The 24,697-nt window shown below is 56.7% G+C and carries 26 protein-coding genes and 3 tRNA genes; 21 read left to right on the plus strand and 8 right to left on the minus strand.

Going from position 1 to position 24,697, the window contains the following annotated elements; translation table 11 throughout:
• Together ACSSNI_RS03520 and ACSSNI_RS03525 are read left to right on the plus strand one after the other, a co-directional pair.
• A tRNA-Arg gene (locus ACSSNI_RS03520) sits at positions 1 to 77 on the plus strand.
• Between the two features lie 69 nt (positions 78 to 146).
• Positions 147 to 223: transfer RNA gene (locus tag ACSSNI_RS03525), tRNA-Arg, on the plus strand.
• Positions 224 to 278: 55 nt separating this feature from the next.
• Here ACSSNI_RS03525 and ACSSNI_RS03530 read toward each other — a convergent pair.
• Positions 279 to 770, minus strand: coding sequence for a DUF4124 domain-containing protein (locus ACSSNI_RS03530; RefSeq protein ID WP_200639350.1), 492 nt, complete (start codon positions 768 to 770; stop codon positions 279 to 281).
• 310 nt (positions 771 to 1,080) lie between these two features.
• Here ACSSNI_RS03530 and mgtE point away from each other — a divergent pair, with 310 nt between their 5' ends.
• The 4 genes from mgtE (at position 1,081) to ACSSNI_RS03550 (ending at position 5,860) form a co-directional block, all read left to right on the plus strand.
• On the plus strand, positions 1,081 to 2,529 hold the full coding sequence (gene mgtE / locus ACSSNI_RS03535; RefSeq protein WP_200639351.1) for a magnesium transporter: 1,449 nt from the start codon (positions 1,081 to 1,083) through the stop codon (positions 2,527 to 2,529).
• 137 nt (positions 2,530 to 2,666) lie between these two features.
• Positions 2,667 to 2,909: an OadG family protein gene (locus tag ACSSNI_RS03540; protein ID WP_159968217.1), complete on the plus strand. Its 243-nt coding sequence runs from the start codon at positions 2,667 to 2,669 to the stop codon at positions 2,907 to 2,909.
• A gap of 22 nt (positions 2,910 to 2,931) precedes the next feature.
• The gene (oadA, locus tag ACSSNI_RS03545) at positions 2,932 to 4,713 is read left to right on the plus strand and encodes a sodium-extruding oxaloacetate decarboxylase subunit alpha (RefSeq protein WP_200639352.1); all 1,782 of its coding nucleotides are present in this window, start codon (positions 2,932 to 2,934) and stop codon (positions 4,711 to 4,713) included.
• Between the two features lie 10 nt (positions 4,714 to 4,723).
• Positions 4,724 to 5,860 carry a sodium ion-translocating decarboxylase subunit beta gene (locus ACSSNI_RS03550; protein ID WP_102836158.1) on the plus strand — a complete coding sequence of 379 codons (1,137 nt, stop codon included), beginning with the start codon at positions 4,724 to 4,726 and terminating at the stop codon, positions 5,858 to 5,860.
• A gap of 187 nt (positions 5,861 to 6,047) precedes the next feature.
• Here the strand turns inward: ACSSNI_RS03550 and ACSSNI_RS03555 are convergent, their stop codons facing one another.
• The 3 genes from ACSSNI_RS03555 to ACSSNI_RS03565 all read right to left on the minus strand — a co-directional run bounded on the left by ACSSNI_RS03555 (position 6,048) and on the right by ACSSNI_RS03565 (position 7,014).
• Positions 6,048 to 6,374 (minus strand): Arc family DNA-binding protein, encoded by a 327-nt coding sequence (locus tag ACSSNI_RS03555; RefSeq protein ID WP_200639353.1) that lies wholly within the window; start codon positions 6,372 to 6,374, stop codon positions 6,048 to 6,050.
• A gap of 215 nt (positions 6,375 to 6,589) precedes the next feature.
• The gene (locus ACSSNI_RS03560; protein WP_200639801.1) at positions 6,590 to 6,772 is read right to left on the minus strand and encodes a PA3371 family protein; all 183 of its coding nucleotides are present in this window, start codon (positions 6,770 to 6,772) and stop codon (positions 6,590 to 6,592) included.
• Positions 6,773 to 6,810: 38 nt separating this feature from the next.
• Positions 6,811 to 7,014 carry a hypothetical protein gene (locus ACSSNI_RS03565; protein WP_200639354.1) on the minus strand — a complete coding sequence of 68 codons (204 nt, stop codon included), beginning with the start codon at positions 7,012 to 7,014 and terminating at the stop codon, positions 6,811 to 6,813.
• A 262-nt stretch (positions 7,015 to 7,276) separates the two neighbouring features.
• On the opposite strand from ACSSNI_RS03565, the gene ACSSNI_RS03570 reads away from it, so the two are divergent.
• Positions 7,277 to 7,353: transfer RNA gene (locus ACSSNI_RS03570), tRNA-Arg, on the plus strand.
• 666 nt (positions 7,354 to 8,019) lie between these two features.
• Here ACSSNI_RS03570 and ACSSNI_RS03575 read toward each other — a convergent pair.
• The 4 genes from ACSSNI_RS03575 to flgA form a co-directional block, all read right to left on the minus strand.
• Positions 8,020 to 8,769: a flagellar brake protein gene (locus ACSSNI_RS03575; RefSeq protein WP_102836162.1), complete on the minus strand. Its 750-nt coding sequence runs from the start codon at positions 8,767 to 8,769 to the stop codon at positions 8,020 to 8,022.
• A 73-nt stretch (positions 8,770 to 8,842) separates the two neighbouring features.
• Positions 8,843 to 9,313: a flagella synthesis protein FlgN gene (locus tag ACSSNI_RS03580; RefSeq protein WP_200639355.1), complete on the minus strand. Its 471-nt coding sequence runs from the start codon at positions 9,311 to 9,313 to the stop codon at positions 8,843 to 8,845.
• A 44-nt stretch (positions 9,314 to 9,357) separates the two neighbouring features.
• Positions 9,358 to 9,687, minus strand: a complete 330-nt coding sequence (gene flgM / locus ACSSNI_RS03585) for a flagellar biosynthesis anti-sigma factor FlgM (RefSeq protein WP_200639356.1) — start codon at positions 9,685 to 9,687, stop codon at positions 9,358 to 9,360.
• Between the two features lie 105 nt (positions 9,688 to 9,792).
• Positions 9,793 to 10,545, minus strand: a complete 753-nt coding sequence (flgA, locus tag ACSSNI_RS03590) for a flagellar basal body P-ring formation chaperone FlgA (RefSeq protein ID WP_200639357.1) — start codon at positions 10,543 to 10,545, stop codon at positions 9,793 to 9,795.
• Positions 10,546 to 10,707: 162 nt separating this feature from the next.
• On the opposite strand from flgA, the gene ACSSNI_RS03595 reads away from it, so the two are divergent.
• The 14 genes from ACSSNI_RS03595 (at position 10,708) to ACSSNI_RS03660 (ending at position 24,229) form a co-directional block, all read left to right on the plus strand.
• Positions 10,708 to 11,640, plus strand: coding sequence for a chemotaxis protein CheV (locus ACSSNI_RS03595; RefSeq protein ID WP_102836166.1), 933 nt, complete (start codon positions 10,708 to 10,710; stop codon positions 11,638 to 11,640).
• Between the two features lie 37 nt (positions 11,641 to 11,677).
• Positions 11,678 to 12,502 carry a protein-glutamate O-methyltransferase CheR gene (cheR, locus tag ACSSNI_RS03600; protein ID WP_200639358.1) on the plus strand — a complete coding sequence of 275 codons (825 nt, stop codon included), beginning with the start codon at positions 11,678 to 11,680 and terminating at the stop codon, positions 12,500 to 12,502.
• A gap of 201 nt (positions 12,503 to 12,703) precedes the next feature.
• The gene (gene flgB / locus ACSSNI_RS03605) at positions 12,704 to 13,108 is read left to right on the plus strand and encodes a flagellar basal body rod protein FlgB (RefSeq protein ID WP_200639359.1); all 405 of its coding nucleotides are present in this window, start codon (positions 12,704 to 12,706) and stop codon (positions 13,106 to 13,108) included.
• A gap of 14 nt (positions 13,109 to 13,122) precedes the next feature.
• Positions 13,123 to 13,566 carry a flagellar basal body rod protein FlgC gene (gene flgC / locus ACSSNI_RS03610; RefSeq protein WP_102836168.1) on the plus strand — a complete coding sequence of 148 codons (444 nt, stop codon included), beginning with the start codon at positions 13,123 to 13,125 and terminating at the stop codon, positions 13,564 to 13,566.
• 18 nt (positions 13,567 to 13,584) lie between these two features.
• On the plus strand, positions 13,585 to 14,265 hold the full coding sequence (flgD, locus tag ACSSNI_RS03615; RefSeq protein ID WP_200639360.1) for a flagellar hook assembly protein FlgD: 681 nt from the start codon (positions 13,585 to 13,587) through the stop codon (positions 14,263 to 14,265).
• Positions 14,266 to 14,296: 31 nt separating this feature from the next.
• Positions 14,297 to 15,619, plus strand: coding sequence for a flagellar hook protein FlgE (gene flgE, locus ACSSNI_RS03620; protein ID WP_200639361.1), 1,323 nt, complete (start codon positions 14,297 to 14,299; stop codon positions 15,617 to 15,619).
• Between the two features lie 188 nt (positions 15,620 to 15,807).
• Positions 15,808 to 16,548, plus strand: a complete 741-nt coding sequence (flgF, locus tag ACSSNI_RS03625) for a flagellar basal-body rod protein FlgF (protein ID WP_102836171.1) — start codon at positions 15,808 to 15,810, stop codon at positions 16,546 to 16,548.
• A gap of 44 nt (positions 16,549 to 16,592) precedes the next feature.
• Positions 16,593 to 17,378 (plus strand): flagellar basal-body rod protein FlgG, encoded by a 786-nt coding sequence (gene flgG / locus ACSSNI_RS03630; protein ID WP_159968204.1) that lies wholly within the window; start codon positions 16,593 to 16,595, stop codon positions 17,376 to 17,378.
• A 29-nt stretch (positions 17,379 to 17,407) separates the two neighbouring features.
• A complete protein-coding gene (gene flgH, locus ACSSNI_RS03635) occupies positions 17,408 to 18,103 on the plus strand; it encodes a flagellar basal body L-ring protein FlgH (RefSeq protein WP_102836172.1) in 696 nt (231 codons plus the stop codon).
• Between the two features lie 13 nt (positions 18,104 to 18,116).
• Entirely contained in the window at positions 18,117 to 19,220 is a 1,104-nt protein-coding gene (locus tag ACSSNI_RS03640) for a flagellar basal body P-ring protein FlgI (protein WP_200639362.1), read from the plus strand.
• A gap of 11 nt (positions 19,221 to 19,231) precedes the next feature.
• Positions 19,232 to 20,425: a flagellar assembly peptidoglycan hydrolase FlgJ gene (gene flgJ / locus ACSSNI_RS03645; RefSeq protein WP_200639363.1), complete on the plus strand. Its 1,194-nt coding sequence runs from the start codon at positions 19,232 to 19,234 to the stop codon at positions 20,423 to 20,425.
• A gap of 2 nt (positions 20,426 to 20,427) precedes the next feature.
• Complete coding sequence (gene flgK, locus ACSSNI_RS03650; RefSeq protein WP_200639364.1) at positions 20,428 to 22,500, plus strand: flagellar hook-associated protein FlgK; 2,073 nt, start codon at positions 20,428 to 20,430, stop codon at positions 22,498 to 22,500.
• Between the two features lie 11 nt (positions 22,501 to 22,511).
• A complete protein-coding gene (gene flgL, locus ACSSNI_RS03655; RefSeq protein WP_200639365.1) occupies positions 22,512 to 23,786 on the plus strand; it encodes a flagellar hook-associated protein FlgL in 1,275 nt (424 codons plus the stop codon).
• 125 nt (positions 23,787 to 23,911) lie between these two features.
• Entirely contained in the window at positions 23,912 to 24,229 is a 318-nt protein-coding gene (locus ACSSNI_RS03660; protein ID WP_200639366.1) for a ComEA family DNA-binding protein, read from the plus strand.
• Positions 24,230 to 24,697: the final 468 nt, after the last annotated feature.

The raw sequence follows: 24,697 nt of genomic DNA on the forward strand, positions 1-24,697 counted from the left end.
GCACTCATAGCTCAGCTGGATAGAGTACTCGGCTACGAACCGAGCGGTCGGAGGTTCGAATCCTCCTGAGTGCACCACTTTTAGAGAATCCCAGAAATGTGGTTCTTTGTTGTAGCCAGCGGTGATCTGGTTTATCAATCGCTTATGCACTCATAGCTCAGCTGGATAGAGTACTCGGCTACGAACCGAGCGGTCGGAGGTTCGAATCCTCCTGAGTGCACCAAAAACGAGAAGGGCCTGCAGCGATGCAGGCCCTTTTTCGTTTGGGGGTCAGCGCTTTAGCGCTTTCCCTGAACGCAGCCGTGCTCGTCGAAACTGATGGTCTGCGTTCGGCCCGTTTTGCTGCTGTAACGATACTGTACGCGGCCATTGCGGCTGGTGACCGTGTCGGGTTTGCCGAAGGTGCTATCGATATCGTCGCGGGTCATGCCTGGACGAACCTGCTGTTTAATCAACGCATCTCGTCTTGCGCGTCCGATTATGCGGTTTCCGCATCCATCATCCTGCGCGCCGACCACGATAAGGCTTCGAGTCGACTCTTTCTCTCGGCTCTTGCGCCGTTCCAGGGGGTTGGCCAGCGGTATCGCTTTGCCGGAGCTAGGCGTAGGGTTTACGGCTTCCTGACGCTGTGCCGACTGATCGATCGGACACCCCTGTCGAGTAAAGGTAACGTGGCCTGCGGCATCACTGCAGCGATAGATGCTTGCGGCGAATGTCGGGGCGGTCGAGAGGAGCAGGGCGCAGCAGCTTCCTGTAATCAGTTTGTTCATGGTCGTCCTCCTTGACGATAGGTTGGCCCAGCCTAGCCAAATACTTCTTGGCTCGCAGTGGTGCCTTTCCGCAACGTGAATGCGTCCACATTGATAGCGCGCGACCCCTCTGTGGCTACGCGCAAGCGTTTGTATTGCCTGTATTTCGCGGTCGTGCATCGCGGTTGCGGTGGTATTATTGCGCGGTCCGCCCTTCGGGCTCCTGGATCCCCCTCATGGATTTGCCCAGTAGTCGTATAAAACCTTCGCTTGCCAATCAATTTTTGAATGATTGATCCCCTGGTGCGCTCCGCTGGGGGTGGAGTGCGCCATGACTGAAGTAGAAGCAAAAAAGCCGCAGGAAAGTCTCCAGGATCGTCTGGCGCAAGTCGTCGAGCTGCTCCATCGCCACAGGATCGTAGAAGATCTGGCGCATCGTCAGAGCCAGGAAGGGCAGCATCAGGATCTTGTCGAGAATCTGGTGCATCGCCAAAACCTCGTTGAGCTGCAGCGCAAGCTCGAGGCGCTACACCCCGCGGATATCGCTCATATCCTTGAAGCCTTGCCCCTAGATGACCGCCTGACCGTCTGGCAACTGGTCAAGTCCGATCGCGACGGCGACATTCTGCTCGAGGTCTCCGACGCGGTTCGCGAGACGCTGATCGCCGACATGGATGACCATGAGCTTCTTGCGGCGGCCAAGGAAATGGACGCTGACGAGCTGGCCGACCTGGCGGCCGAATTGCCCCGAGACGTTGTTCACGAGCTGATGGAAACGCTCGATGCGCAACAGCGTGAGCGTGTCCGCTCGGCGCTGTCCTATGAGGAGGATCAGGTCGGCGCGCTGATGGACTTCGAGATGGTCACGATTCGAGAGGATGTGAGCCTGGAAGTCGTGCTGCGGTATCTACGGCGGCTCAAAGAGCTGCCCGGTCATACCGACAAGTTGTTCGTTGTCGATTACGACGGCGTGCTAAAGGGTGTTCTGCCGATCAAGCGATTGCTGGTCAATGATCCGGAGCGGCACGTGGCTGAGGTGATGGCCAGTGATCCGGTGACCTTTCATCCGGATGAGGATGCTTATGAGGCGGCCCAGGCATTCGAGCGCTACGACTTGGTATCGACGCCTGTCGTGGACAAGAGCGGCAAGCTGATCGGGCGTCTGACCATCGATGAGATGGTGGACCTGATCCGCGAGGAGAGCGAAAGCGAAGTGCTCAACATGGCGGGTCTGCGCGAAGAAGAAGATATCTTCGCCTCTGTGTGGAAGTCGCTGCGCAACCGTTGGGCCTGGCTGGCAGTCAATCTCGTTACCGCCTTTGTTGCTTCACGCGTCATCGGTCTGTTCGATGGCTCAATCGAGAAGCTGGTTGCATTGGCGGCGCTGATGCCGATAGTTGCAGGGATTGGCGGTAATTCAGGCAACCAGACAATCACCATGATTGTGAGGGCAATGGCGCTTGATCAGATGGGTACTGGTAACAGCGCTCGCTTACTGCGTAAGGAAGCGGGTGTCGGGATGCTGAATGGCTTGATATGGGGTGGAGTTATCGGCGTCGTGGTCTACTGGCTGTACGGAAGCTGGTCGCTGGGGGTAGTCATGACTGTAGCCATGACGCTCAATCTTCTACTGGCGGCCTTGATGGGCGTGCTGATCCCGGTAACTTTAGCGCGAATGGGGCGAGACCCAGCGCTGGGTGCCAGTGTCATGATCACTGCCGTAACCGACAGTGGTGGTTTCTTTATATTTCTCGGGCTCGCAACGATTTTTCTTCTCTGACCCGCCCCTCCTGCGTCGACTTGGCGTTTGCCTTGCGCCTGTTGTTCAGGCTACTGTTCTGAGGTTTCGCACTAGCGAAGGCCCCAACTTGAAGCGAATAACAGGCGGCTCGAGCCGCTGATAGAAAGGGAATCCCGATGACCCCCAGCGAACTCCTCCTTGAAGGCGTCGAACTTATGCTGTTCGGCTTAGGTTCCGTTTTTGTCTTCCTCGTTTTGTTGATTGCCTGCATTCGCCTGATGTCTGTTGTGATCGCCCGCTTCGACAGTGCGCCCACCGCTCAGTTGGCTTCCAGCGAACCCGCTGTGGCTGAAGTGGATGCCGATGTCATTAAGGCAATCCAGACCGCTATCCATCAGCACCGCGCTCGTCGTGGTTGATTCAGAACAGGGAGTTCCCCTCATGACATCTGTCAAACAACCGCTCGGCATTACCGAAGTGGTGCTTCGTGATGCGCATCAATCCATTCTGGCCACCCGCGTTCGTCTTGGAGACATGCTGCCGATTGCCGCCAAGCTTGATCAGGTTGGCTTCTGGTCCGTCGAATCCTGGGGTGGGGCGACGTTCGATTCCTGTATTCGCTATCTTGGTGAAGACCCTTGGGAGCGCATTCGCGAACTGAAGAAAGCGATGCCTAATACCCGACAGCAAATGCTGCTGCGTGGCCAGAACCTGTTGGGCTATCGGCATTACGCCGATGACGTGGTCGAAAAATTTGTTGAGCGCGCGGCGATCAACGGCGTTGACGTGTTTCGTGTGTTCGATGCCATGAACGATCCGCGCAACCTGGAAACCGCTCTGCGAGCGGTCAAGCTGCAGGGCAAGCACGCACAAGGCACCATTTCCTACACCACCAGCCCGGTGCATACCCTGGGAATGTGGGTCGACCTGGCCAAGCAGATCGAAGACATGGGCGCCGACTCGGTGGCGATCAAGGACATGGCCGGCATTCTTACGCCATATATGGCCTACGAGCTGGTCTCGCGGTTGAAGGCAAGTCTGTCTATTCCGATCCATATGCAGTGTCACGCCACGGCGGGCCTGTCTACGGCGGCTATTCTGAAGGCTGTCGAAGCAGGCATTGATAACGTCGATACGGCCATTTCCTCGCTCTCGATGACCTATGGGCATTCTCCAACCGAATCGGTGGTGGCCATTTTCCAGGGCACCGAGCGTGATACCGGCCTTGATCTTTTGCTGCTGGAGGAAATCGCTGCGTACTTCCGGGAGGTGCGCAAGAAGTACGCAAAGTTCGAAGGCACGCTCAAGGGTGTCGACTCGCGCATTCTCGTGGCGCAAGTGCCAGGCGGCATGCTGACCAACATGGAAGGCCAATTGAAGGAGCAGGGAGCTCTCGACAAGTTTGATGAGGTGCTCGCTGAGATTCCTCGTGTCCGTGAAGATCTCGGGTTCATTCCGTTGGTAACGCCGACTTCTCAGATTGTCGGCACCCAGGCAGTCATCAACGTGCTCACCGGTGAGCGTTTCAAGTCCATCACCAAGGAAACCGCGGGCATCCTTAAAGGTGAATACGGCGCCGCACCGGCCCCTTTCAATGTTGAACTGCAGCGGCGCGTTCTTGATGGTGCTGACGTGATCACCTGCCGCCCTGCTGATCTTCTACAGCCGGAAATGGAAAAGCTGACGGCGGAGTTGAAAGGACTGGCTCAGGAGAAAGGCATCAAGCTTGCTTCGAACGAGATTGATGACGTCCTCACTTATGCATTGTTTCCTCAGATAGGCCTCAAGTTTCTTGAAAACCGGGGCAACGCCTCTGCTTTCGAGCCGGTGCCGACTGGCAAGGAACAGGCGCCGCGCGCAGCAGGCGTGCCTGAAACTTACACGGTCGAAGTTAACGGTAAGTCTTTCGTCGTCCAGGTCAACGAGGGTGGCGATATCGAGGGGATCAAGGCGGTCGGCGGTGGGGCAGGCGTCCCACAAACAGCTACTAGCGCACCGGTCTCCGGTGCAGGCGAGCCTCAGCCGGCTCCGTTGGCGGGCAACATCTTCAAGGTCCTCGTGCAGCCCGGTCAGCTGGTTCAGGAGGGGGACCTGGTGATCATCCTCGAAGCCATGAAGATGGAGACTGAAATCCGTGCGTTCAAAGCCGGCACCGTCTCAGGTGTGAACGTTAAGGTCGGCGATGCGGTGTCGGTGGGCGATAGCCTGCTGACCATCGCTTAAGGAGCGCTGCATGGATAAGTTGCTCAAGCTTTGGCACAGCACAGGCCTCTATCACATTGAGCCTGGTCAGCTGCTGATGATCGTGGTGTGCCTGGGACTGATCTATCTGGCGATTCGCAAGGGGTTCGAGCCCTTGCTATTGATCCCGATCGGATTTGGAGGGGTGCTAGCCAATATTCCCGTCGCCAACATGGCCGAGGGGGCAGGGATCCTCCATCTTTTCTACGAAGTCGGTTTACCGACCAGTGTGTTCCCGCTGTTGATCTTCATGGGCGTCGGTGCGATGACCGACTTCGGACCAATGCTGGCGAATCCGAAGACGTTGCTGCTTGGCGCAGCGGCGCAGTTCGGTATTTTCGCCACCTTGCTTGGCGCTTTGTCGCTGGCCGCAATGGGGGTTCCAGGCATGGAGTTCACCCTGCGCGAGGCTGCTTCGATTGCAATTATCGGCGGTGCAGACGGCCCGACCTCGATTTTCGTAACGGCAAAGCTCGCGCCGCATCTGCTGGGGCCGATTGCTGTCGCAGCCTACTCTTACATGGCGCTGGTGCCGTTGATTCAGCCGCCCATCATGCGTGCACTGACGACGAAGGAGGAGCGTGCCATTGTCATGACCCAGCTGCGCCATGTGGGTCAGACAGAAAAGATCGTCTTTCCGCTCATGCTTGCTCTTATGGTTGGTTTGCTATTGCCGGATGCCGCGCCGCTGGTGGGGATGTTCGCGTTCGGTAACCTGTTGCGCGAATGTGGGGTCGTGGATCGTCTGGCCGACACTTCACGTAATGCGCTGATCAACATCGTGACCATTGCGCTGGGGCTAACTGTCGGCTCCAAGCTGTCCGCCGAAGCGTTCCTGCAGATGAAGACCCTTGGGATCCTGCTACTTGGTATGGTTGCCTTCTGTGGCGGTACGGCGGCGGGTGTGCTTATGGCGAAGGTCATGAATATCTTCAGCACAAACAAGATCAATCCGCTGATTGGATCGGCAGGTGTGTCGGCGGTGCCAATGGCGGCGCGAGTGTCGAATAAGGTGGGGCTAGAGGCGAACCCGCAGAACTTCTTGCTCATGCATGCCATGGGGCCGAACGTAGCGGGGGTCATTGGCTCAGCGGTCGCCGCGGGAATTCTGCTCAGCTTTGTTGGCTAGCGCTTCGGTTGATGTGTGGCTACGGGCAGCGAGAACTGAAGGATGCCTGCGCTGAAGCGCAGGCATCTTGCGTTTTCATGTCCCGCATAAGCCCACAGTATTGCCTAGCTGGGCAGTAAGATTTTGCCAAAAGTAATTGCCCTGACAGCTGTCAGGGCAATTACGCTGCTCATTAGTACCGAGCGGATCAATCTTCTTCTTTTGCAGCTTCGGCATCATGCGCTATGAGTGCGATCAAGGCGTTTTGCTGGCGGTGGGCCAGTTGGCGAAAACGCTGAAGCAACTCGCGCTCATGCAGCGTTAGCTCTGGGCTGTCCAGCCGCATTGCTGAATCATCGTCAAGCGCACCTTCCTGCAGAAGGCTTTGCTCCAGCCGCGCAATAATCTCCGAATTCATGCTGCGATGATGGTTCCGCGCAACCTCTGCAATACGCTCTCGCATGCCGTCTGGGAGGCGAACCACGAATTTGTCAGCCGTGCGGCTGGAGTAAACTGCCTGCTTCATTGGGCGCATATTAAACCGGATAGTCAGGTGGGCGATGGTGGCTTATTGCCGTTCTAGTCACCGGTCTGACACCAAACAGCACATGCTGTTCCACGACCTGCGAAAAAGTTGCCGGACAACTTAATGACGCCAATTATACGGCGTACAAAAAAGGAGTAAAGCCGATTGTGGTGGCTAATGGCCTTTATGTGATCCAGCGCTTGTCTCGCCCGTATGAACGACCGCTAGCGCAGCACTGGATCGAACTTGATGCGTCGGCCTACCAGTAGCGTAATCGCAAACAGCACTGCGAAGACCACCGAACCGGTTGTGACGAGCGTATCCCAGAAGTTCGGAAGCGTAGAGCCGATACTAAGCGCACCGCACAGCACGCCGAGCACAAAGAATAGATATCCATAAATCGACACTTTTAATCTCCTATAGAACCGCGTGCAGCAATCTACGTTTAAAAGACCCAGCGTTGTGCTTGAGCAGGTTTGATCAGCGCGTTGCCGCTGATGGTGCTTGCAGGCACCGAAAGTCTTGGAGTGGTCGCCTGGGACGTTTTCGACATCGTCTGCATTGGCTCCGCATCTGGGAAGTTCTCGAGCAGCGGGATCGCGGCAGCGGCCAAGACGGCAGTGCAGAGTAGATAGGCTGGGCGTAGCATTGGCGTCTCCTTCGCTTAACGTTCAGGTAATTAAGCACCTCCCATGCCAATGGCGTTCGGAAATAAAACCGTTGTAAATCAGATGCATACCGATGAATATCGAAGATGCGCAATGCGCTTTGCAAGATTGCTTGAGTCAAGGCCATGCAAATTGCAAGGCGAGCGATGTGCTGCTTCAGTTCGGTGTGCATGTAGTTGTCTGATGCATCATGGACGAGCATGACAAATGCGCCAAGGCTCGCTAACATGCTGCCGCTCGCGTGTCCCAGTAGCTCAATTGGATAGAGCATCCCCCTCCTAAGGGGAAGGTTGTGAGTTCGAACCTCGCCTGGGACGCCACATATCAGAGCGTTTTGTCCGTCGAAGCTTCTGGCAATTTCTGCAGCCTTTGCTTTGTCTGTCTCGCTGCTTGTCGCTGTCTTGAATGACACTATTCCCGCCTTCCTCATTCCAAACTATGCCCAGATGCGTCTGGCTGGCGCTGAACGCCAATCCGCAGGCTGCTCGAAAGGAAACTGCGCGGCCCTAGGGGTTCGTCGCAGCGGCGAATTAATACGTTGCTGACAAGTAGCAGGAGCTGCAAGGGATAGCCCCCATCACAGGTTCTGCCGATAGCTTCGTACGCTGTTTCAGCGGCTGGTCTGGTGGCGATGATGCAGTCCGTAGCGGACAGCTCAGCCGTTGTTGCGCAGCGTGGATATTCAGCGATCACGTCCAGCCAGCAGTGCAACTGTGACGCCTGCCTTTGCGGTCGCGGTGTGATCTAGCAGAGAAGTCTGCGCCCGAGGTCTGCTGAGCGGATCTCAAGCGCTATGGGGTTGTCGCCGTGGGAGGGGTCGCTTGCTTGGAAAGCGTCGACTTATTGTGTGCTCGAAGTGGCTAACCGTCATAGTTAACCGCGAGCTGACGAGTCGGCCCACTGGCTGGGGATCTGGCTGTGCTGGATCCGGTAACGAAGGCCGGCTGCAGCTTCGATAAGAACTATAGCCTGTGGGCTCGGCAGTATCAGCTAAATCGGTCGGTGACCTGGTCGCGTCGGGCTTCGCGCTGTAGTTGATAGACGAATCGTTCGACCTGCCGTTGCGTCAGGCCACTGATGCGGTAAAAGCGCATTCCGCAGAATGTCAGATCAAGTTTCTCGTCGAACACCACGTGCCTTAGCTCGGCTGCAGTTGTCACAACGCCAAACGGCAACTCCAAACGGAGCTGATCATACACCTGCCCTGACTGGAGGTTTGTTTGCAGGTTACCTGGAAAGCTCAACTTGCAACCCGTAGCTGACATGTCCAGCACCTTGCCGGCGAGATGCTTCTTGACCATCTTGCCGCTCAGTTCGGCAGCGATGGTCTGCCCGCTCAATGTGGCGCGATAGGCGTTCCGCCGCTGGTGGTAGAGAATCTCGTCGGGCAGAGGGACCCAATAGCAGCGCGCATCGTCCAGTTCGCCGATATGTGCTGGGTGTGGATTGTTCCAGGCAATCCGCACGCCTTCATAAAAGCCTTCGATTTGGAAAGCTTCTCCTGATGCCATCAGCCGCTCGCCATCACTAGGTATCAGCTCGTCTAATGCTAGCCAGCCCTTTTCACGATTTATCTCAACCAGGTAGGTTTGATACCGCAGCGTGCGCTCGGCAAAGCGAAGCTGCAGAGGGATATGGTTGTCCAGCAGGGGGCGTAGATTCGCCTGGACTTCGACTGGAGTCTTGAGTATCTGAGGAGGCTGAGGGCCTTCACCCTCAGCGAAAGGACTAGACACTTGGCATTGCTCTCCGGCATGTAACGACGTCAGCCGCATGATAGCACTATGATGTCATTGTGCTGCGGATGGTTCAGGCCTGGCTGAGCGGGCGATGATGAGTGCTTTTAGCGGCGCTTCCGCGCCGATCGTATAGATCCGGGGTCGTGGTGGTGCCCTGCAATACCTGCAACATTGTGCCAACGGCGCTCTGGTTGGCGCGGATAAGTTTGCCGTTGCGTTCATTGGCTTTGCGGCAGTCTTCGAGAATGCCCTCCAGCTGTTCCGCCTGGATAAGGATCTCATTGCCTATAGCCGAGCCTGCGGCAACCTTCGCTAGGCCATTCCGGTCGGCGCTTAGCTGCGCCTTAGCCAATGCCTGGCTGCGTAGCGTGCCGTGTTGGCCCAGAAGTGCTAACAGTGCTTGCTTTTGCGTGAGCAGCTGCTCCAATCCCGCGAGATTTCGCTCAGCGAGTGCCAGGTATTCTGCATCGGTGAGCTCGAGTAGTGTTCGGGCGGTGCCGATATCGTCAGTCAGCTGCTGGAGCAATTCGGAATCTAGCATAGTGGCCTCTGTTGCACTCACGCCTGCTCGCATTGATGCCCAGCTCAGCGCTGGCTTTCGAATGACAGCAGCTTCGAAGCTACTCGCTGGCTGTCGACTTGATAGCTGCCATCGGCGATTGCTTGTTTGATCTGGGCGACACGCTCCTGATCAACAGCGGGCTGCTGACTCAGCTTTTCGGTTGTCTGCTGAAGACGCTGGGCTTCGGGGCTCAGCTGAACGCTTTCTCCCGATACGGAGCTGTTACCGGTGGTCTTCACTTCTTCAGCAGGAGCCTGCTGCGCGGTTGGTCGCTCTGTGTTTTGGACGCTATTGCTCCGCGTATTGCTTGAAGAATTGACGGCGCTGTTAGGCCGGTTGAAATCGATAACCATGATCGAAACCTCGAATAAGTCAGGACGCTTGCCTGCTTTTCGGCAAATCCTCATGAAACTTTAGTCTTTTTTCATGCTAAGACCTGACGCCGCAGCGCCTCGTCCTCACATCGCCACTTCAACCTGCCCGGGGCCAGTGACGCGAGCTTTGATAGTTCGTCCGGATCGTTGGTTTTTGACTCGGATCTGACTGCCAAGTGCGCCGTTGGTAAGGGCCTCACCTGGCATTCTTACATTTATCGTAGAGTTTTTCGCGCTGATTACCACCTGATCACCCTTTCGGACTATTTCAGCCGCGGATAAGTAAGTTGGTGGTAATACCTGATCGGGTAGGGCGCTGCGGGTGATTTTATTGCCCAGCACTTGATCGAACGATGTCAGGTAGCCCTGGGTCAACAAGCCGACGTCGCGCTCGGCAAGGGAGACGTCAGCGAGCTCGACGACGCTTTCACGGGCCAAGGGCCGTCTGGCTACGATCACTTCGCGGAACAAATGTACCTGAGCGGGGACGAAAACGGACCAGGGTGATGTGCCTTCGCAGCTAACCCGCACGGTAGTGCGACCAACGGGTTGTGCCGGGCTTTCGAGTCTGGTCGTCAATGCTTGATCGCAAGCCGCCAGGCGCAGGCGCGGGTCGAGCCTGTTCAGTTCAATCTCATGGCGCGCCTTGATTTGGCTACTCTGTAAATAGTCAGTGACTTCACGCTCAAGAAAAGCGCGGGTCGCGTCGATAAGCTGTTCAGGGCGCGTGAAGCTCGCTGAAACAGCCAGCTGGTTCAGCAGGCATAGAGTTGCCAACAGGCCCAGTTGGCAAAGCGCCTTGCATGGATGCCGGAAAAAAGTCGTCTGTCTGTTCATGGCTTGCTCGAAGCAAGGGGCGTGCCGTTTGCCGGTAATTTGGGAATGGCCGAGGCAGGCAAGGCGGGTCAGCAACTCCGTTGTCAAAGCAGTGCACTGCGCGCCAGATTGTCTGAGCTACAGATGTCTGCCTACCCATCTCACACACAAGAGGAAACTGGCATGGCCGGTGTATTGGATTCGGTTAACCAGCGTACCCAGCTAGTGGGGCAGAACCGTTTGGAGCTGTTGTTGTTCAGACTGGACGACAAGCAGCTCTATGGCATCAACGTATTCAAGGTCAAAGAGGTGCTGCAGTGCCCGCGGCTTACGGTCATGCCTCGGTCGAGCCCTGTTGTAAGAGGGGTAGCGAACATTCGGGGAAGTACGCTTTCCATCCTTGATCTATCCGCTGCCACTGGCAAACCCGTATTACAGGACTTGCCAAACAGCTTTGCCATCATCGTTGAGTACAACACGAAGGTGCTCGGTTTCCTTGTCCGCTCGGTGGAGCGGATAGTCAACATGAATTGGGAAGATATCCTTCCCCCGCCTAAAGGCGTGGGGCACGACCATTATTTGACTGCAGTGACCCATGTGGATCAGCAGATGGTCGAGATTATCGACGTTGAAAAAGTGCTAGCCGAAGTGGCGCCAGTGTCTGAGGTGCTCTCGGTCAGCATTGCAGATGAGGCGACCAGTAATAAGGCGTCCACCAGTCGAGTGTTGATTGTCGACGACTCGTCTGTCGCGAGAAAGCAGATCATGCGTTGTCTACAGAATCTGGGGATCGAAGTCGTTGCGCACAACGACGGAAGGCAGGCGCTGACCTATTTGCGAAAGCTGGTGGCGGAAGGCAAGAAGCCGTCTGACGAGTTCGTGATGATGATTTCCGATATCGAAATGCCAGAAATGGATGGCTATACACTGACGACCGAAGTGCGTCAGGATCCCGCGATGCGCGACATGCACATTCTCCTGCATACTTCGCTTTCCGGGGTGTTCAATCAGAGCATGGTCAAGCGGGTCGGTGCGGACGATTTCCTTGCCAAGTTTCAGGCGGATGATCTGGCCAATCGGGTCATAGAGCGGATCCGGACAACGGATAAGAAATGAGGCCTCGTCCTCTCAATTCGACTGGTGGGCAGTATTAGTGTCTGTTGATCCCGATTTCGATCAGTTTCGCGTCTTTCTCGAGAAGACCTGCGGCATCCTACTGGGTAGCAACAAGCAGTACCTGGTGTCGAGCCGGTTAAACAAGCTGATGGAGCAGCAGGGCCTCAAGAGCCTCGGTGACTTGGTCAGGAAGATCCAGGCTCAGCCGCGCAGCGGCCTGCGCGAGCAGGTCGTGGATGCGATGACGACCAACGAAACACTCTGGTTTCGGGATACCTATCCGTTCGAGGTGCTGCGGAGCCGGGTTCTGCCTGAGCTTTTGAAAGGCTCCCCAGGTCAGCGCTTGCGTATCTGGTCTGCCGCTTGTTCGTCGGGGCAGGAGCCTTACTCGCTTTCGATGACCATCGATGAGTACGAACGCAGCAGCCCTAGCCAGCCGAAAACGGCCATACAGATAGTGGCCACTGAATTGTCCGGGGCCATGCTTGCGGCATCCAAAGCGGCCGAATACGACAGTCTCGCCATTGCTCGCGGGTTGTCCAGCGAGCGTCTGCAGCGTTATTTCGATGTGAAAAGCCCGGGCCGCTGGGTAGTCAAGCCGGCAGTCCGCAGTCGCGTCGAATTTCGTGTGCAAAACCTGCTCGACAGCTATGCGGTGCTCGGCAAGTTCGACGTGGTGTTCTGCCGCAACGTCCTTATCTATTTCTCCGCCGATGTTAAGAAAGACATCCTCAAGCGGATTCACGCAACGCTGAAGCCAGGCGGATACCTGTTTCTGGGAGCATCCGAAGCGCTGAACGGCCTTCCCGAGCTGTATCAAATGGTCCAGTGCAGCCCAGGCATCATCTATAAGGCCAAGTAGCCTTAATCTTTGCCGGACAGGCGGCAGGAATCTGTCGCTTCGGGCTGACTAAGCGGCAAAAGCATGGTCACGCTTTGCCGCTTTTGACGCGCAACCCAAGCCTTTCTAGAAAAAATCCTTATAGATCAGCTTGTTGCATAAATGGCATGGGCTTTGCTGGTGGTTTGCTAAGCAGACTTGTATCCGGCAGAGGGCCAGATCATGAGCATCAGTTTCGAAAAGGCACTTGGCATCCACGAGAAGGCGCTCGGCTTTCGCGCTCAGCGCGCCGAAGTGCTGGCCAACAACATTGCCAACGCTGACACCCCCAATTACAAGGCGCGTGATCTGGATTTCAGCTCGGTTCTTGCTGCGCAGAACAGCAAGAATCAGGGCGGATTCGGCGTGGCCGTGACCAGCAGCAAACATATCGCTGCCGAAGGGATGGAAATTGCCGATCCTGGCTTGCGCTTCCGCACCCCTGCGCATGCGTCGCTCGATCAGAACACAGTAGATGCTCAGGTTGAACAGGCGGCTTACGCCGAGAATGCCATCGACTTCCAGGCAAGCTTTACCTTGCTCAACAGTAAGTTTCGGGGGCTGATGAGCGCCCTGCGCGGCGAATAAAAGGAGCGAAAATCATGTCCCTCAGCAGCGTCTTTAACATCGCCGGCAGCGGCATGAGTGCCCAAAGCACTCGCCTGAATACCATTTCCAGCAACATCGCTAACGCCGAAACAGTCTCATCCAGCGTTGACCAAACCTACCGTGCACGTCACCCGGTGTTCGCGACCATGCTGCAACAGGCTAACGGTTCACCGAACGAGTCGTTGTTCGCCGAACAGGATCAGGCGGGCGCAGGCGTACAGGTGCTTGGTGTCGTGGAAGACCAGAGCGAGCTGCAAGCTCGCTATGAGCCCAACCATCCTGCGGCGAACACCGAGGGCTACGTGTACTACCCAAACGTCAATGTGGTGGAAGAAATGGCCGACATGATTTCTGCCAGTCGTTCGTTCCAGACCAATGCCGAATTGATGAATACAGCCAAAACCATGCTGCAGAAAGTTCTGACCCTGGGCCAGTAACCCTAACGAGAGATTGCCATGAGCACGACAGGCGGCGTCGGCGGTACCGGCTCGGTACTGGACCAATACCAGATCAAAGATCGCGAAGTTAAAAGCAACGACCTTGGCAAGAATGAGTTTCTGGAGCTGCTGGTGACCCAGCTGAACAACCAGAACCCGCTGGAGCCACAGGAAAACGGCGAGTTCATTGCCCAGCTCGCGCAGTTCAGCACCGTTGAGGGTGTCGAAAAACTGAACTCAAGCATGGAAACCATGCTGTCCGGCTATCAGTCATCCCAAGCGCTGCAAGCCTCTTCGCTGGTCGGCCGCAAAGTCATCGTGCCGACCGACAAAGCAGTCGTAGATACCAGCGAAACCTTCAAGGCCAGCATCGTTCTCCCCACAACCAGCAGCAACGTAGCGGTCAACGTTTACGACAGCGCGGGCACGGTGGTCAATCGAATCAACATGGGTCAGCAGCAAGCTGGAAACGTCTCATTCATGTGGGATGGCAAGGACTCGGGCGGCAAAACCATGCCGCCCGGCACCTATCGATTCGAAGCACAAGCGACCTACCAGGGCGAGACCAAGGGCCTTTATACCTTGCTCCCTGCCAACGTAGACAGCGTCACGCTTGGGCAAAACGGTGGTGAGCTTCAGCTCAATCTAGCCGGTGTCGGCAGCATTGGGCTGTCTCAAGTCCAGGTTATCGGTCAGTAACTGCCGGCACGTCCGGTAACAGGAGCAATTCATGTCGTTCAATATCGGCCTTAGCGGCATGCGTGCCGCCAGCAAAGACCTCAATGTCACGGGTAACAACATCGCCAACGCTGGGACTGCGGGCTTCAAACAGTCTCGTGCAGAGTTTGCGGACGTCTACGCATCGTCGGTCCTTGGTACTGGCAAAAACCCTCAAGGCAGTGGGGTGCTTCTTGCGAACGTGTCGCAGCAGTTCAACCAGGGCAACATCAACTACACCCAGAACGCGCTGGACCTCGCCATCAACGGCAATGGCTTTTTTCAGGTCAGCAACAACGGTGCGCTGAGCTACACCCGCGCCGGCTATTTCGGCACGGACAAAGAAGGCAATCTGGTCGACAATTTCGGCTATAACCTCCAGGGCTATTCGGTTGACGACAGCGGTAATATCCAGACGGGGCAAGTTAGCAATTTGAAGATTCAGACGGCCAGTCAGGAACCCAAGGCCACTACTAAAGTAGTCCAGGGATTCAACCTGAACTCGACCAACGTCCAGCCGGTGAACACCCCGTTCAACCCGGCTGACCCGCTGAGCTATAACTCGTCCACCTCGACCAACATTTATGACCAGCAAGGTAACGCGCACGTGATGACGCAGTACTTTGTGAAAACCCCGACTGATGGCGCGACTCCACCTAACGACACGCCGAACACATGGACGATGCATGTGCTCATCGACGGTCGTAATCCTCAGCAGCCAGCTGATGCGGACCCCATTGTCGCAACAACGCCTAGCTCTACTCAGTTGACCTTTACTCCGTCCGGAGCGTTGCTCACTCCGACCGGAGGGGTTACCCCTGTGGCCGGCTGGCAGCCTGCAGTCAAGAATACCGATGGTACCTGGGCGCTTAACAATGCTGCACCGGCAGGCGGTCTCGACGTATCGATCGATATGCGCGGGTCTACCCAGTATGCAAGCGCCTTCGCCGTCAACAGTGTCAGCCAGGACGGATATACGACCGGTGAGTTGGCGGGCCTTGAGATCAGCGAAACTGGCGCGATCTTCGCCCGCTACACCAATGGCCAGTCCAAAGTGCAGGGTCAGATCATCCTGGCCAACTTCGCCAACGTTCAGGGGCTCACGCCAGTCGGTAAGACGCAGTGGGTCCAGTCTTTCGAATCAGGTGAGCCAGTGCGCAACCCGCCTGGCAGTGGCACCCTCGGTTCGTTGCAGGCTGGCGCTCTTGAAGACTCCAACGTTGAACTCTCAGACCAGCTGGTCAACTTGATCGTGGCGCAGCGTAATTACCAGGCCAACGCCAAGACGATCGAAACCGAAAGCGCGATTACCCAGACGATAATCAACCTCCGTTGATTGCTACCAGGCACTGCGCGGGGTGGCGGGAAACTGCCGCTCCGTTTTCAAAAGGTCCTTCGGGGCCTTTTTTTTATCCGGTAATTCTATGTATTTCAATAGCTTAATAAGGCCTTGGTCGCTTGGCATAGCGCTTGCTTTGTAGCTGATATCAGTTCAGTTAGCGTCAATTTGCGTAGGGAGGTTCGATGGACAAGATGCTCTATGTGGCCATGACGGGGGCGAGCCAAAACGCTCGTGCTCAGCAGGCACATGCCAACAACCTGGCAAACATCTCGACCACGGGCTTCCGGCGGGACTTCGAGCAAGCGCGCTCGATGCAAGTGTTCGGAGACAGCTTTCCGGCACGTGTTTACGCCATGACCGAGCGTCCAGGCACGGACTTCAGTTCCGGCACCTTGCAAGAGACCGGTCGGGACCTGGACGTAGCGGTTGAGGGAGATGGCTGGATAGCCGTGCAAGCGCCGGATGGCAGCGAGGCCTATGCCCGTACCGGCAGCTTGAATATCGACACGCTTGGCATGCTCAGAACCGGCGACGGTTTGCCGGTGCTCGGCAATGCCGGGCCGATCGCAGTGCCGCCAGAAGAGAAAGTGGAGATCGGAGCTGACGGCTCGATCAGTATCCGCGCGCTCGGTGAAGATCCAAATGTGGTGGTTACGGTCGATCGTTTGAAACTGGTCAATCCTGATCCCAAGCAGTTGGAGAAGGGCACCGACGGTCTTATCCGCATGAAGGATGGCCAGCCAGTCGAGGCTGACGCCGCGGTTCGCGTGACCTCAGGCTTCCTTGAAGCGAGCAACGTCAACGCCGTTGCCGAGATGACTTCGATGCTCGCGCTGTCCCGGCAATTCGAGCTGCACGTGAAGATGATGCGTACTGCCGAAGAAGATGGCGCCGCAGCGGCCCGAGTCTTGCAGATCAGCTAAACAAACTAGGCGGCGCCCGAATTCCGGCGCACGAGGAGAAGAACATGCTTCCAGCACTGTGGGTCAGCAAGACCGGTTTGTCCGCGCAGGACATGAACCTGACCACCATTTCCAACAACCTGGCGAACGTCTCGACAACGGGCTTCAAGAAGGATCGGGCCGAATTTCAGGATCTGCTTTATCAGATACGTCGTCAGCCCGGTGGACAGTCCAGCCAGGACAGCGAACTTCCTTCGGGTTTGCAGCTGGGTACCGGTGTGCGAATCGTAGGCACGCAAAAGCAGTTCACCGCCGGCAGCCTGCAGACCACCGAACAGCCGCTCGACATGGCTATCAATGGCCGTGGCTTCTTTCAGGTGCTGCTGCCAGACGGCACCGTATCCTACTCGCGTGACGGCAGTTTCCATCTGAACGCTGAAGGCCAAATCGTGACCTCCAACGGTTACTCGTTGGAGCCTGCGATCGTCGTACCGCCGGAAACGCAGACCTTCACCGTGGGGGAGGACGGCACTGTGTCCGTTACAACGCTGGGCACCCCGGCACCACAGATCATTGGCAACATTCAGACCGCTGACTTCGTCAACCCGGCCGGTCTGCAAGCGATGGGCAGCAACCTGTTCCTGGAAACTGCCGCGAGCGGTGCGCCACAAGTCAGCACACCCGGTCTCAACGGCCTGGGCACCGTACTGCAGAACACCCTGGAAAACTCTAACGTCAGCGTGGTCGAGGAGTTGGTGAACATGATCACCACGCAGCGCGCCTATGAGATGAACTCGAAAGTCATCTCCACGGCCGACCAGATGCTGTCCTTTGTCACCCAGCAGCTGTAACAGCCGTCAGCCGCTGGATTGAGGTGAATATGCGCCGCTTGTTGATTGTCCTTCCACTGGTGTCCGCCGTGATTATGTCCGGTTGCATGGCGCCGGCTCCGAAGCCCAACGATCCCTATTACTCGCCAGTTCTGCCGCGTACGCCACTGCCGGCCGCGCAGAACAATGGCGCGATCTATCAGGCCGGCTTCGAGACCAATTTTTACGACGATCGTAAGGCCTATCGGGTCGGCGACATCATCACCGTCACACTCAACGAAAAAACCCAGGCCAGCAAGAATTCCAATTCGAAAATCGCCAAGGACAGCAGTGCCAACATCGGCCTGGGTTCGCTGTTCGGCGGTGCCGTATCGATGGTTAATCCGCTGACTGACAACAAGATGACGTTGGGCGCTGAATACGAAGCGTCACGGGATACCTCTGGTTCCGGTCAGGCGGGGCAGAGCAACAGCCTCTCCGGCTCGATCACCGTGACCGTCTCGGATGTGCTGCCGAACGGCATTCTCGCGATCCGCGGGGAAAAATGGATGACGCTCAATACTGGTGATGAGTTAGTGCGAATTGCCGGGCTGGTACGTTCGGACGATATCGCCACCGATAACACCGTCCCTTCGACCCGTATTGCTGATGCCCGTATCACTTACTCCGGTACCGGCGCCTTCGCCGATGCCAGCCAGCCAGGTTGGTTGGATCGTTTCTTCATCAGCCCGTTGTGGCCGTTCTAAGCAGGTACAGGCAATGAAACTGTTCAGCTCGATTTTGGTTGCCTTGTTCTGTGTGGTGGTGCTTCCTGCCCATGCCGAGCGGTTGAAGGACATCGCCACCATTCAGGGTGTACGTAGCAACCAGCTGATCGGATACGGTCTTGTGGTTGGCTTGAACGGTAGCGGCGACCAGACGACCCAGACGCCTTTCACAGTGCAGACCTTCAATAACATGATGGCGCAGTTTGGTATCAAGGTGCCTGCGGGCGGCAACGTCCAGCTGAAGAACGTGGCAGCTGTTTCGATACACGCCGAGCTTCCGCCGTTCGCCAAGCCGGGCCAGACGATCGACATCACCGTATCGTCGATCGGCAACGCCAAAAGCCTGCGTGGCGGGAGCCTGTTGATGGCGCCGCTCAAAGGGATCGACGGCAATGTCTATGCGATTGCTCAAGGCAATCTCGTCGTGGGCGGTTTCGATGCCGGCGGCGCAGATGGCTCGCGCATCACCGTCAACATTCCCTCTGCAGGCCGAATCCCCGGAGGGGCGACAGTTGAGCGACCGGTGCCCAGCGCTTTCAACCAGGGCACAACCCTGACCATGAACCTCAATCGTCCGGACTTCACCACCGCCAAGAACATCGTGGATCACATAAATGAGCTGCTAGGCCCGGGCGTGGCTCAGGCGCTCGATGGCGGCTCGATCAGCATCACCGCCCCGCTGGATCCTAGCCAGCGTGTGGATTACCTATCGATCCTGGAAAATCTGGAAGTGGACGTGGGGCAGGCGGTGGCCAAGGTCATCATTAACTCGCGAACCGGGACCATCGTCATCGGCCAGAACGTACGTGTTCAGCCAGCTGCAGTGACACACGGCAGCTTGACCGTGACCATTTCCGAAGATCCGCAGGTGAGTCAGCCAAATCCGCTTTCTGATGGGCAGACCGTGGTAGTTCCCAATTCCAAGGTCAAGGCAGAGCAGGAAGCCAAGCCGATGTTCAAGTTTGGCCCTGGCACGACTCTGGACGAAATCGTTCGGGCGGTGAATCAGGTCGGCGCGGCGCCGAGCGATCTCATGGCGATTCTCGAGGCGTTGAAGCAGGCCGGTGCCCTGCAAGCAGACCTGATTGTCATTTGAGGACAGGGATAATGGAAAATCGTCTGGGACTGGGTCGACGCACACCTGACAGCGGTAGCTACTCTGACCTCAATCGTCTGAACCAACTCAAGGTCGGCAAGGATCGTGACGGTGCCGAGAACGTGCGCAAGGTGGCGCAGGAGTTCGAGTCCCTGTTCATGAACGAGATGCTCAAGTCGATGCGTTCGGCCACCGAAGTCATGTCGAAGGACAACCCGTTCAACAGCCAGGCCAGCAAGCAGTATCAGGACATGCACGACCAGCAGCTCTCGGTCACGTTATCCAAAGAAGGCGGCGGCATCGGCCTTGCTGACGTGCTGATTCGTCAGCTTAGCAAGCAGCAGGAGCCCAGCGAAAAGCCGAATCCTTTCGCCCAGGTGGCACAGACCGAAGGGGCCAAGTGGTCGAGCAATCCCAACTCGAAGATTGCTCCAGTTGACCCGGCGCGCAACGATTCTCAGCTGCTCAATCAGCGTCGTCTGGCATTGCCGGGACGATTTGCCGAGCGCGCTCATGCGGAGGTTACAGCTGCAAATACCCAAGCGGCTCAAGCTAGCCAGGCGGGCACGGCTCAGCCTCTGGTCGATGTTGACTGGAAGCCTGCTACCGCTTTCGCAGCGCCTCAGGACGCACCGTTGACAGTTAACGGCGTCGAGGCGACTGCTCCAAGCGCGCCGAGCAAGACGCGTTTCAGCTCGCCCGCAGAATTCATCGCCACGATGCTGCCGATGGCTGAAAAAGCAGCAAAGCGTTTAGGTGTCGAGCCGCGTTTCCTCGTGGCACAAGCCGCGCTTGAAACCGGTTGGGGCAAATCGATCATCAAGCAGAAGGACGGCACTAACAGCCACAACTTGTTCGGCATCAAAGCCACGGGGTGGGACGGTGCGTCCGCGAAGGTCACCACGACCGAGTACGTCAATGGCAAGGCAACCAAAGAGGTTGCCGGGTTTCGGGCATATGACTCGTTCGAACACAGCTTTAACGATTACGTCCGGCTGTTGGAAAACAACGATCGTTACAAGCCAGCCCTTCAGGTGGCCAGTGCGTCTGGCAACTCCGAGCGTTTCGTCAACGAACTGCAGCGGGCAGGTTATGCAACTGACCCGCAGTACGCACGCAAGATCAACCAGATCGCTCGCAAAGTGCAGACCTATCAGACAATTGCCGACGCCAGCACGTCGCCCGCCGTTCGGACTAGAGGTTAAACATGGCTGATCTATTGAATATTGGCCTGTCCGGCCTGAGTGCCAGCAAGAGTCAGTTGTCCGTTACGGGTCACAACATCAGCAACGTCAACACGCCGGGCTTTAGCCGGCAGGATGCCTCGCAGGCGACCCGTACCCCGCAGTTCAGCGGTGCGGGTTATGTGGGCTCGGGCACGACGCTGGTGGAAATACGCCGTAGCTACAGTGAGTTTCTGACTAGCCAGCTGCGCAGCAGCACATCGCTGAGCAGCGATGTTGAAGCCTATAAGAGCCAGATCGACCAGCTCGATTCCTTGCTGGCCGGCAGCACGACCGGTATTACACCGTCGCTGCAGAAGTTTTTCTCGGCACTGCAAACCGCAGCGGAAGACCCCGCCAATATCCCGGCGCGCCAGCTGGTGCTGGCTGAAGCCGAAGGTTTGGCACGGCGCTTCAATACGGTATCGGACCGCCTGACCGAGCAGAACAACTTCACTAATAAACAGATGGCGGCGGTGACCGACCAAGTCAACCGGCTCGCTGGCAGCATCGGTAGCTTGAATAATGCGATCGCCATTGCGTCGGCTAATGGCCAGAAGCCCAATGATCTTCTTGACGCTCGTGATGAGGCGGTGCGTCAGTTGTCCACGTACATTGGTGTCACGGTGACGCCTCAGGACGACAACAGCTTCAATATTTCCGTTGGAACGGGTCAGCCGCTCGTAGTGGGCAGCACGGTGAGTCGCCTCGAAGTCGTTCCGGGTCAAGGCGATCCCAATCGTCATGAAATCCAGTTCGTAAGTGGGAGCTCCCGTCAGGGCATCACCTCACAGATCAGTGGCGGTGAGCTGGGTGGCCTGATCCGCTACCGCAGCGAAGTGCTGGACCCAACCCTGAATTCTCTGGGGCGACTGGCTCTGGCTGTCAGCGACCAGGTCAATACGCAGTTGGGGCAGGGGTTGGATCTGAAGGGGCAGGTCGGCAAAGCGCTGTTCGGCGATTTCAACGCTTCATCCTTAGCACAGCTCCGGGTCACCGCTTTCGCTGGCAACAGCTCTAATGCACAGCCACTGCTGAACATCACCAACACGAGTGCCTTGACTACCAGCGACTACCTCATGGAGTACGACGGTGCTGCCTATAAGGTTCGTCGACTGAGCGACAATCAGATGATGACCGTGTCTGGCGCTCCGAGTGGCCCATTGTCTTTTACCGACAAGGATGGTCGCGATCAGGGTTTCCAGGTTGAACTGGGTAGCGCGTTGCCGGCTGTTGGTGACAAGTTCAACCTTCAGCCCACTCGTCGGGGTGCAGCGGACGTCAGAGTGGCACTGGACCAGGCCGACCAATTGGCTTTCGCTGCCGTAGCAAGCGGACAGAGTAATCTTCAGAATGCCGGCACCGGCGCTATCAGCCAACCGGATATGGCATCGGCACCATCGCCAATCGACCTAAACGCCCTCAAGACGGCATTTGGCAGTGGGCTGAACCTCACCGCAACCGCGAACTCGGACGGCACTTATACGTTGACCGATGCTGGCTCCCTGCCTGCCGGTTGGGCATACGTGGATACGAAGGGCGATCCTATTGTTGATGGTAGCGGCAACCCCCTTTCACCGGTATTCCAGTCCGGTACGACCAATACCGTACGGCTGGCATACACGGTCACCCCAGGAGGCACTTATCAGTTCGACTTCAATGTCAGCGGAAGACCTCAGACAAACGATAATTTTTCGCTGACTTATAACCAAGGCGGGGTTTCCGATAATCGCAATGCGTTGAAGCTTGTTGATCTTCAGACGAAGCAGACCGTTGGTGTTGACGCTGGATCAGCGGGGTCTGGCTTCAGCTTCACCGATGGTTATGGCGAACTGGTTGAGCGCGTCGGCACCCTGACGGCTCAGGCCCGCATGGACAGTGAAGCGACCGGCGCGATTCTCAAGCAGGCCACGGATAATCGCGATTCGCTGTCGGCTGTAAACCTCGATGAGGAGGCCGCGAACTTGATTAAGTTCGAGCAGTACTACAACGCTTCCGCTCAGATCATTCAAGTTGCCCGCTCCTTGTTCGATACATTGATCAATACCTTCAGGTAACAGGCCCGCCCATGCGCATCTCGACACTGCAAGCATTCAATAACGGCGTAGCCGGTATTCAGCGCAACTACTCCAATGCAACTCGCACGCAGGAGCAGATCAGCACGGGCAATCGCATCCTGACGCCTGCGGACGACCCGGTTGCGTCAGTGCGTCTGTTGCAGCTTGAGCAGCAGCAGAATGTGCTCAGCCAGTACAACTCCAATCTGACGGCGGCAAAGAACAGCCTGACCCAGGAAGAGGTCACCCTGAACTCGGTGAACACCGTCCTGCAACGTGTGCGTGAGCTGGCGGTACAGGCCGGCAACGGTGCACTGGATCCGCAGGACCGGAAGGCTATCGCCGCGGAGCTGGGTGAGCGCGAGGACGAGCTGTTATCGCTTATGAACACGCGCAACGCTCGTGGCGAGTACTTGTTTTCCGGGTTTCAGGGAAAGACGCAACCGTTCGTTCGTGCTGCCGATGGAAGCTACAGCTACCAAGGCGACGAAGGGCAGCGGAAATTGCAGATCGCAAGCTCTCTGGGGATACCGATCAGCGATAACGGCAAGTCCATTTTTCAGAACGTAACAGATGCGGGGCGCTTGGAAAGCCAGCCCGCCGCACCGTTTCCGCCTGGCTCAACGCTAGCTGTTTCAGCGCCACTCGTGAGTGACGAGGTGGCTTTTTCCGGAGCGAACGGCTTTCCCGCCAGTGGAGTTCAGCTTCAGTTCAATGCGGACGGCAGCTACGACGTTTATGAGTTGGACAATAGCGGTATGCCTGCGGCGGTCCCGTTTGCGGACGGAACTGGCTTGAAAATGGACGGTGACTCTGGCAACAGTGATTCGTTAGTGTTTCGCGGTGTGACGCTGCAGCTCAACGGAGCGGCTACGGGGGGGGAGGCGGTAAATATCACACCGAAACCATCTGGTTCCAGTGCAACGCAGCAAAAGCAGGGAATTCTCGACACCATCGCCAACCTCCGCTCATCTCTGGAAAACCCTTCCACTGGCAATACCGGCGTACGCGACGCCGTAGCGGTGGCTTTAACCAATCTTGATCACGGTATGGTCAGTGTGGATCAGGCGCGCGGAAATATCGGGGCTCGACTTAACGTAATCGAAACTACACAAACCGATAACGAAGATGTTGCGCTAGTCAACAAGGGCGTGCAGGCCGAGCTACGGGAGCTCGACTACGCTGAGGCGCTGTCTCGGCTATCGATGCAAACGGTGGTACTTGAGGCAGCCCAGCAAAGTTATGTGAAGATTGCAGGATTGAGCCTGTTCAACGTGATGCGTTGAGCCGCCGGCGGGCACGGTTCACAGAACAAGCACCGCGATTTGACTTGATCTTGGTGCGACTTAGAGTGTGACTGCGGCGCATGGAGTACCGCGTCGTTAATCCGACACTCATAAGGACATGAACAATGCTTAAGTCTTTGCTATCCGCTTCAATAATCGCTCTGCTCGCTAGTGTCTCTCTCGGTAGTGTTGCTGGCCCGACGAAGTCCGCTGACCCCGTGATGGTTGCGGCGGCCCAGCAAGTGGCGCCGATCAACATCAATTCAGCCGACGCTGAAACCCTGACCCGTGAACTCAAGGGGATAGGCGCTACGAAGGCCAAGGCGATCGTCGCCTACCGCGATGCCCATGGTCCATTTAGCTCGATCGACCAATTGCTCGAAGTCAAAGGAATAGGCGCGGCCACTTTGGAAAAAAATAGAGCCAAGTTGAGCGCAAACTGATAGCCAAAATCTGTTTCAACGAAGCCGGTCATTCGACCGGCTTTTTTGTTTCCGTGATTTTAAGTTGCTGGCCGCTTGCTCTCCATAGTGTTGGTTGTGCGGCGTCACCACTGACGGTTGGGCAGGAACGTGGACTGGCTGATGTTGTCCTTGTTAGAACGCTTAATCGGCTTTAGCACCCTGTTTTCAAGTGCAATTGGCCTTACAAAGGTGTTGACATGTTACGGTTATTCACAATCGTTTTCGTAAAGCCTGAGAGTCTTTGCGGACTCACCAAGCGTACTGTGCTGTTTTTTTAAGTTGCTGATTTAAAAGGCGTTATTCGCTCTGGGCAAAAAGCCGCCGATCTGTTCGTAGGCCGCGTCGCGCGGGCGTTTCAGCTAGTCATCAAGCAACTGCTCACAGGGTTATCCACAGGTTCTGTGGATATTTCTTCCGGCAGTGGCAAAGCAGCTTTAGCAGGAGGCA

The sequence above is a fragment of the Stutzerimonas tianxiuensis genome (genome assembly GCF_053470365.1).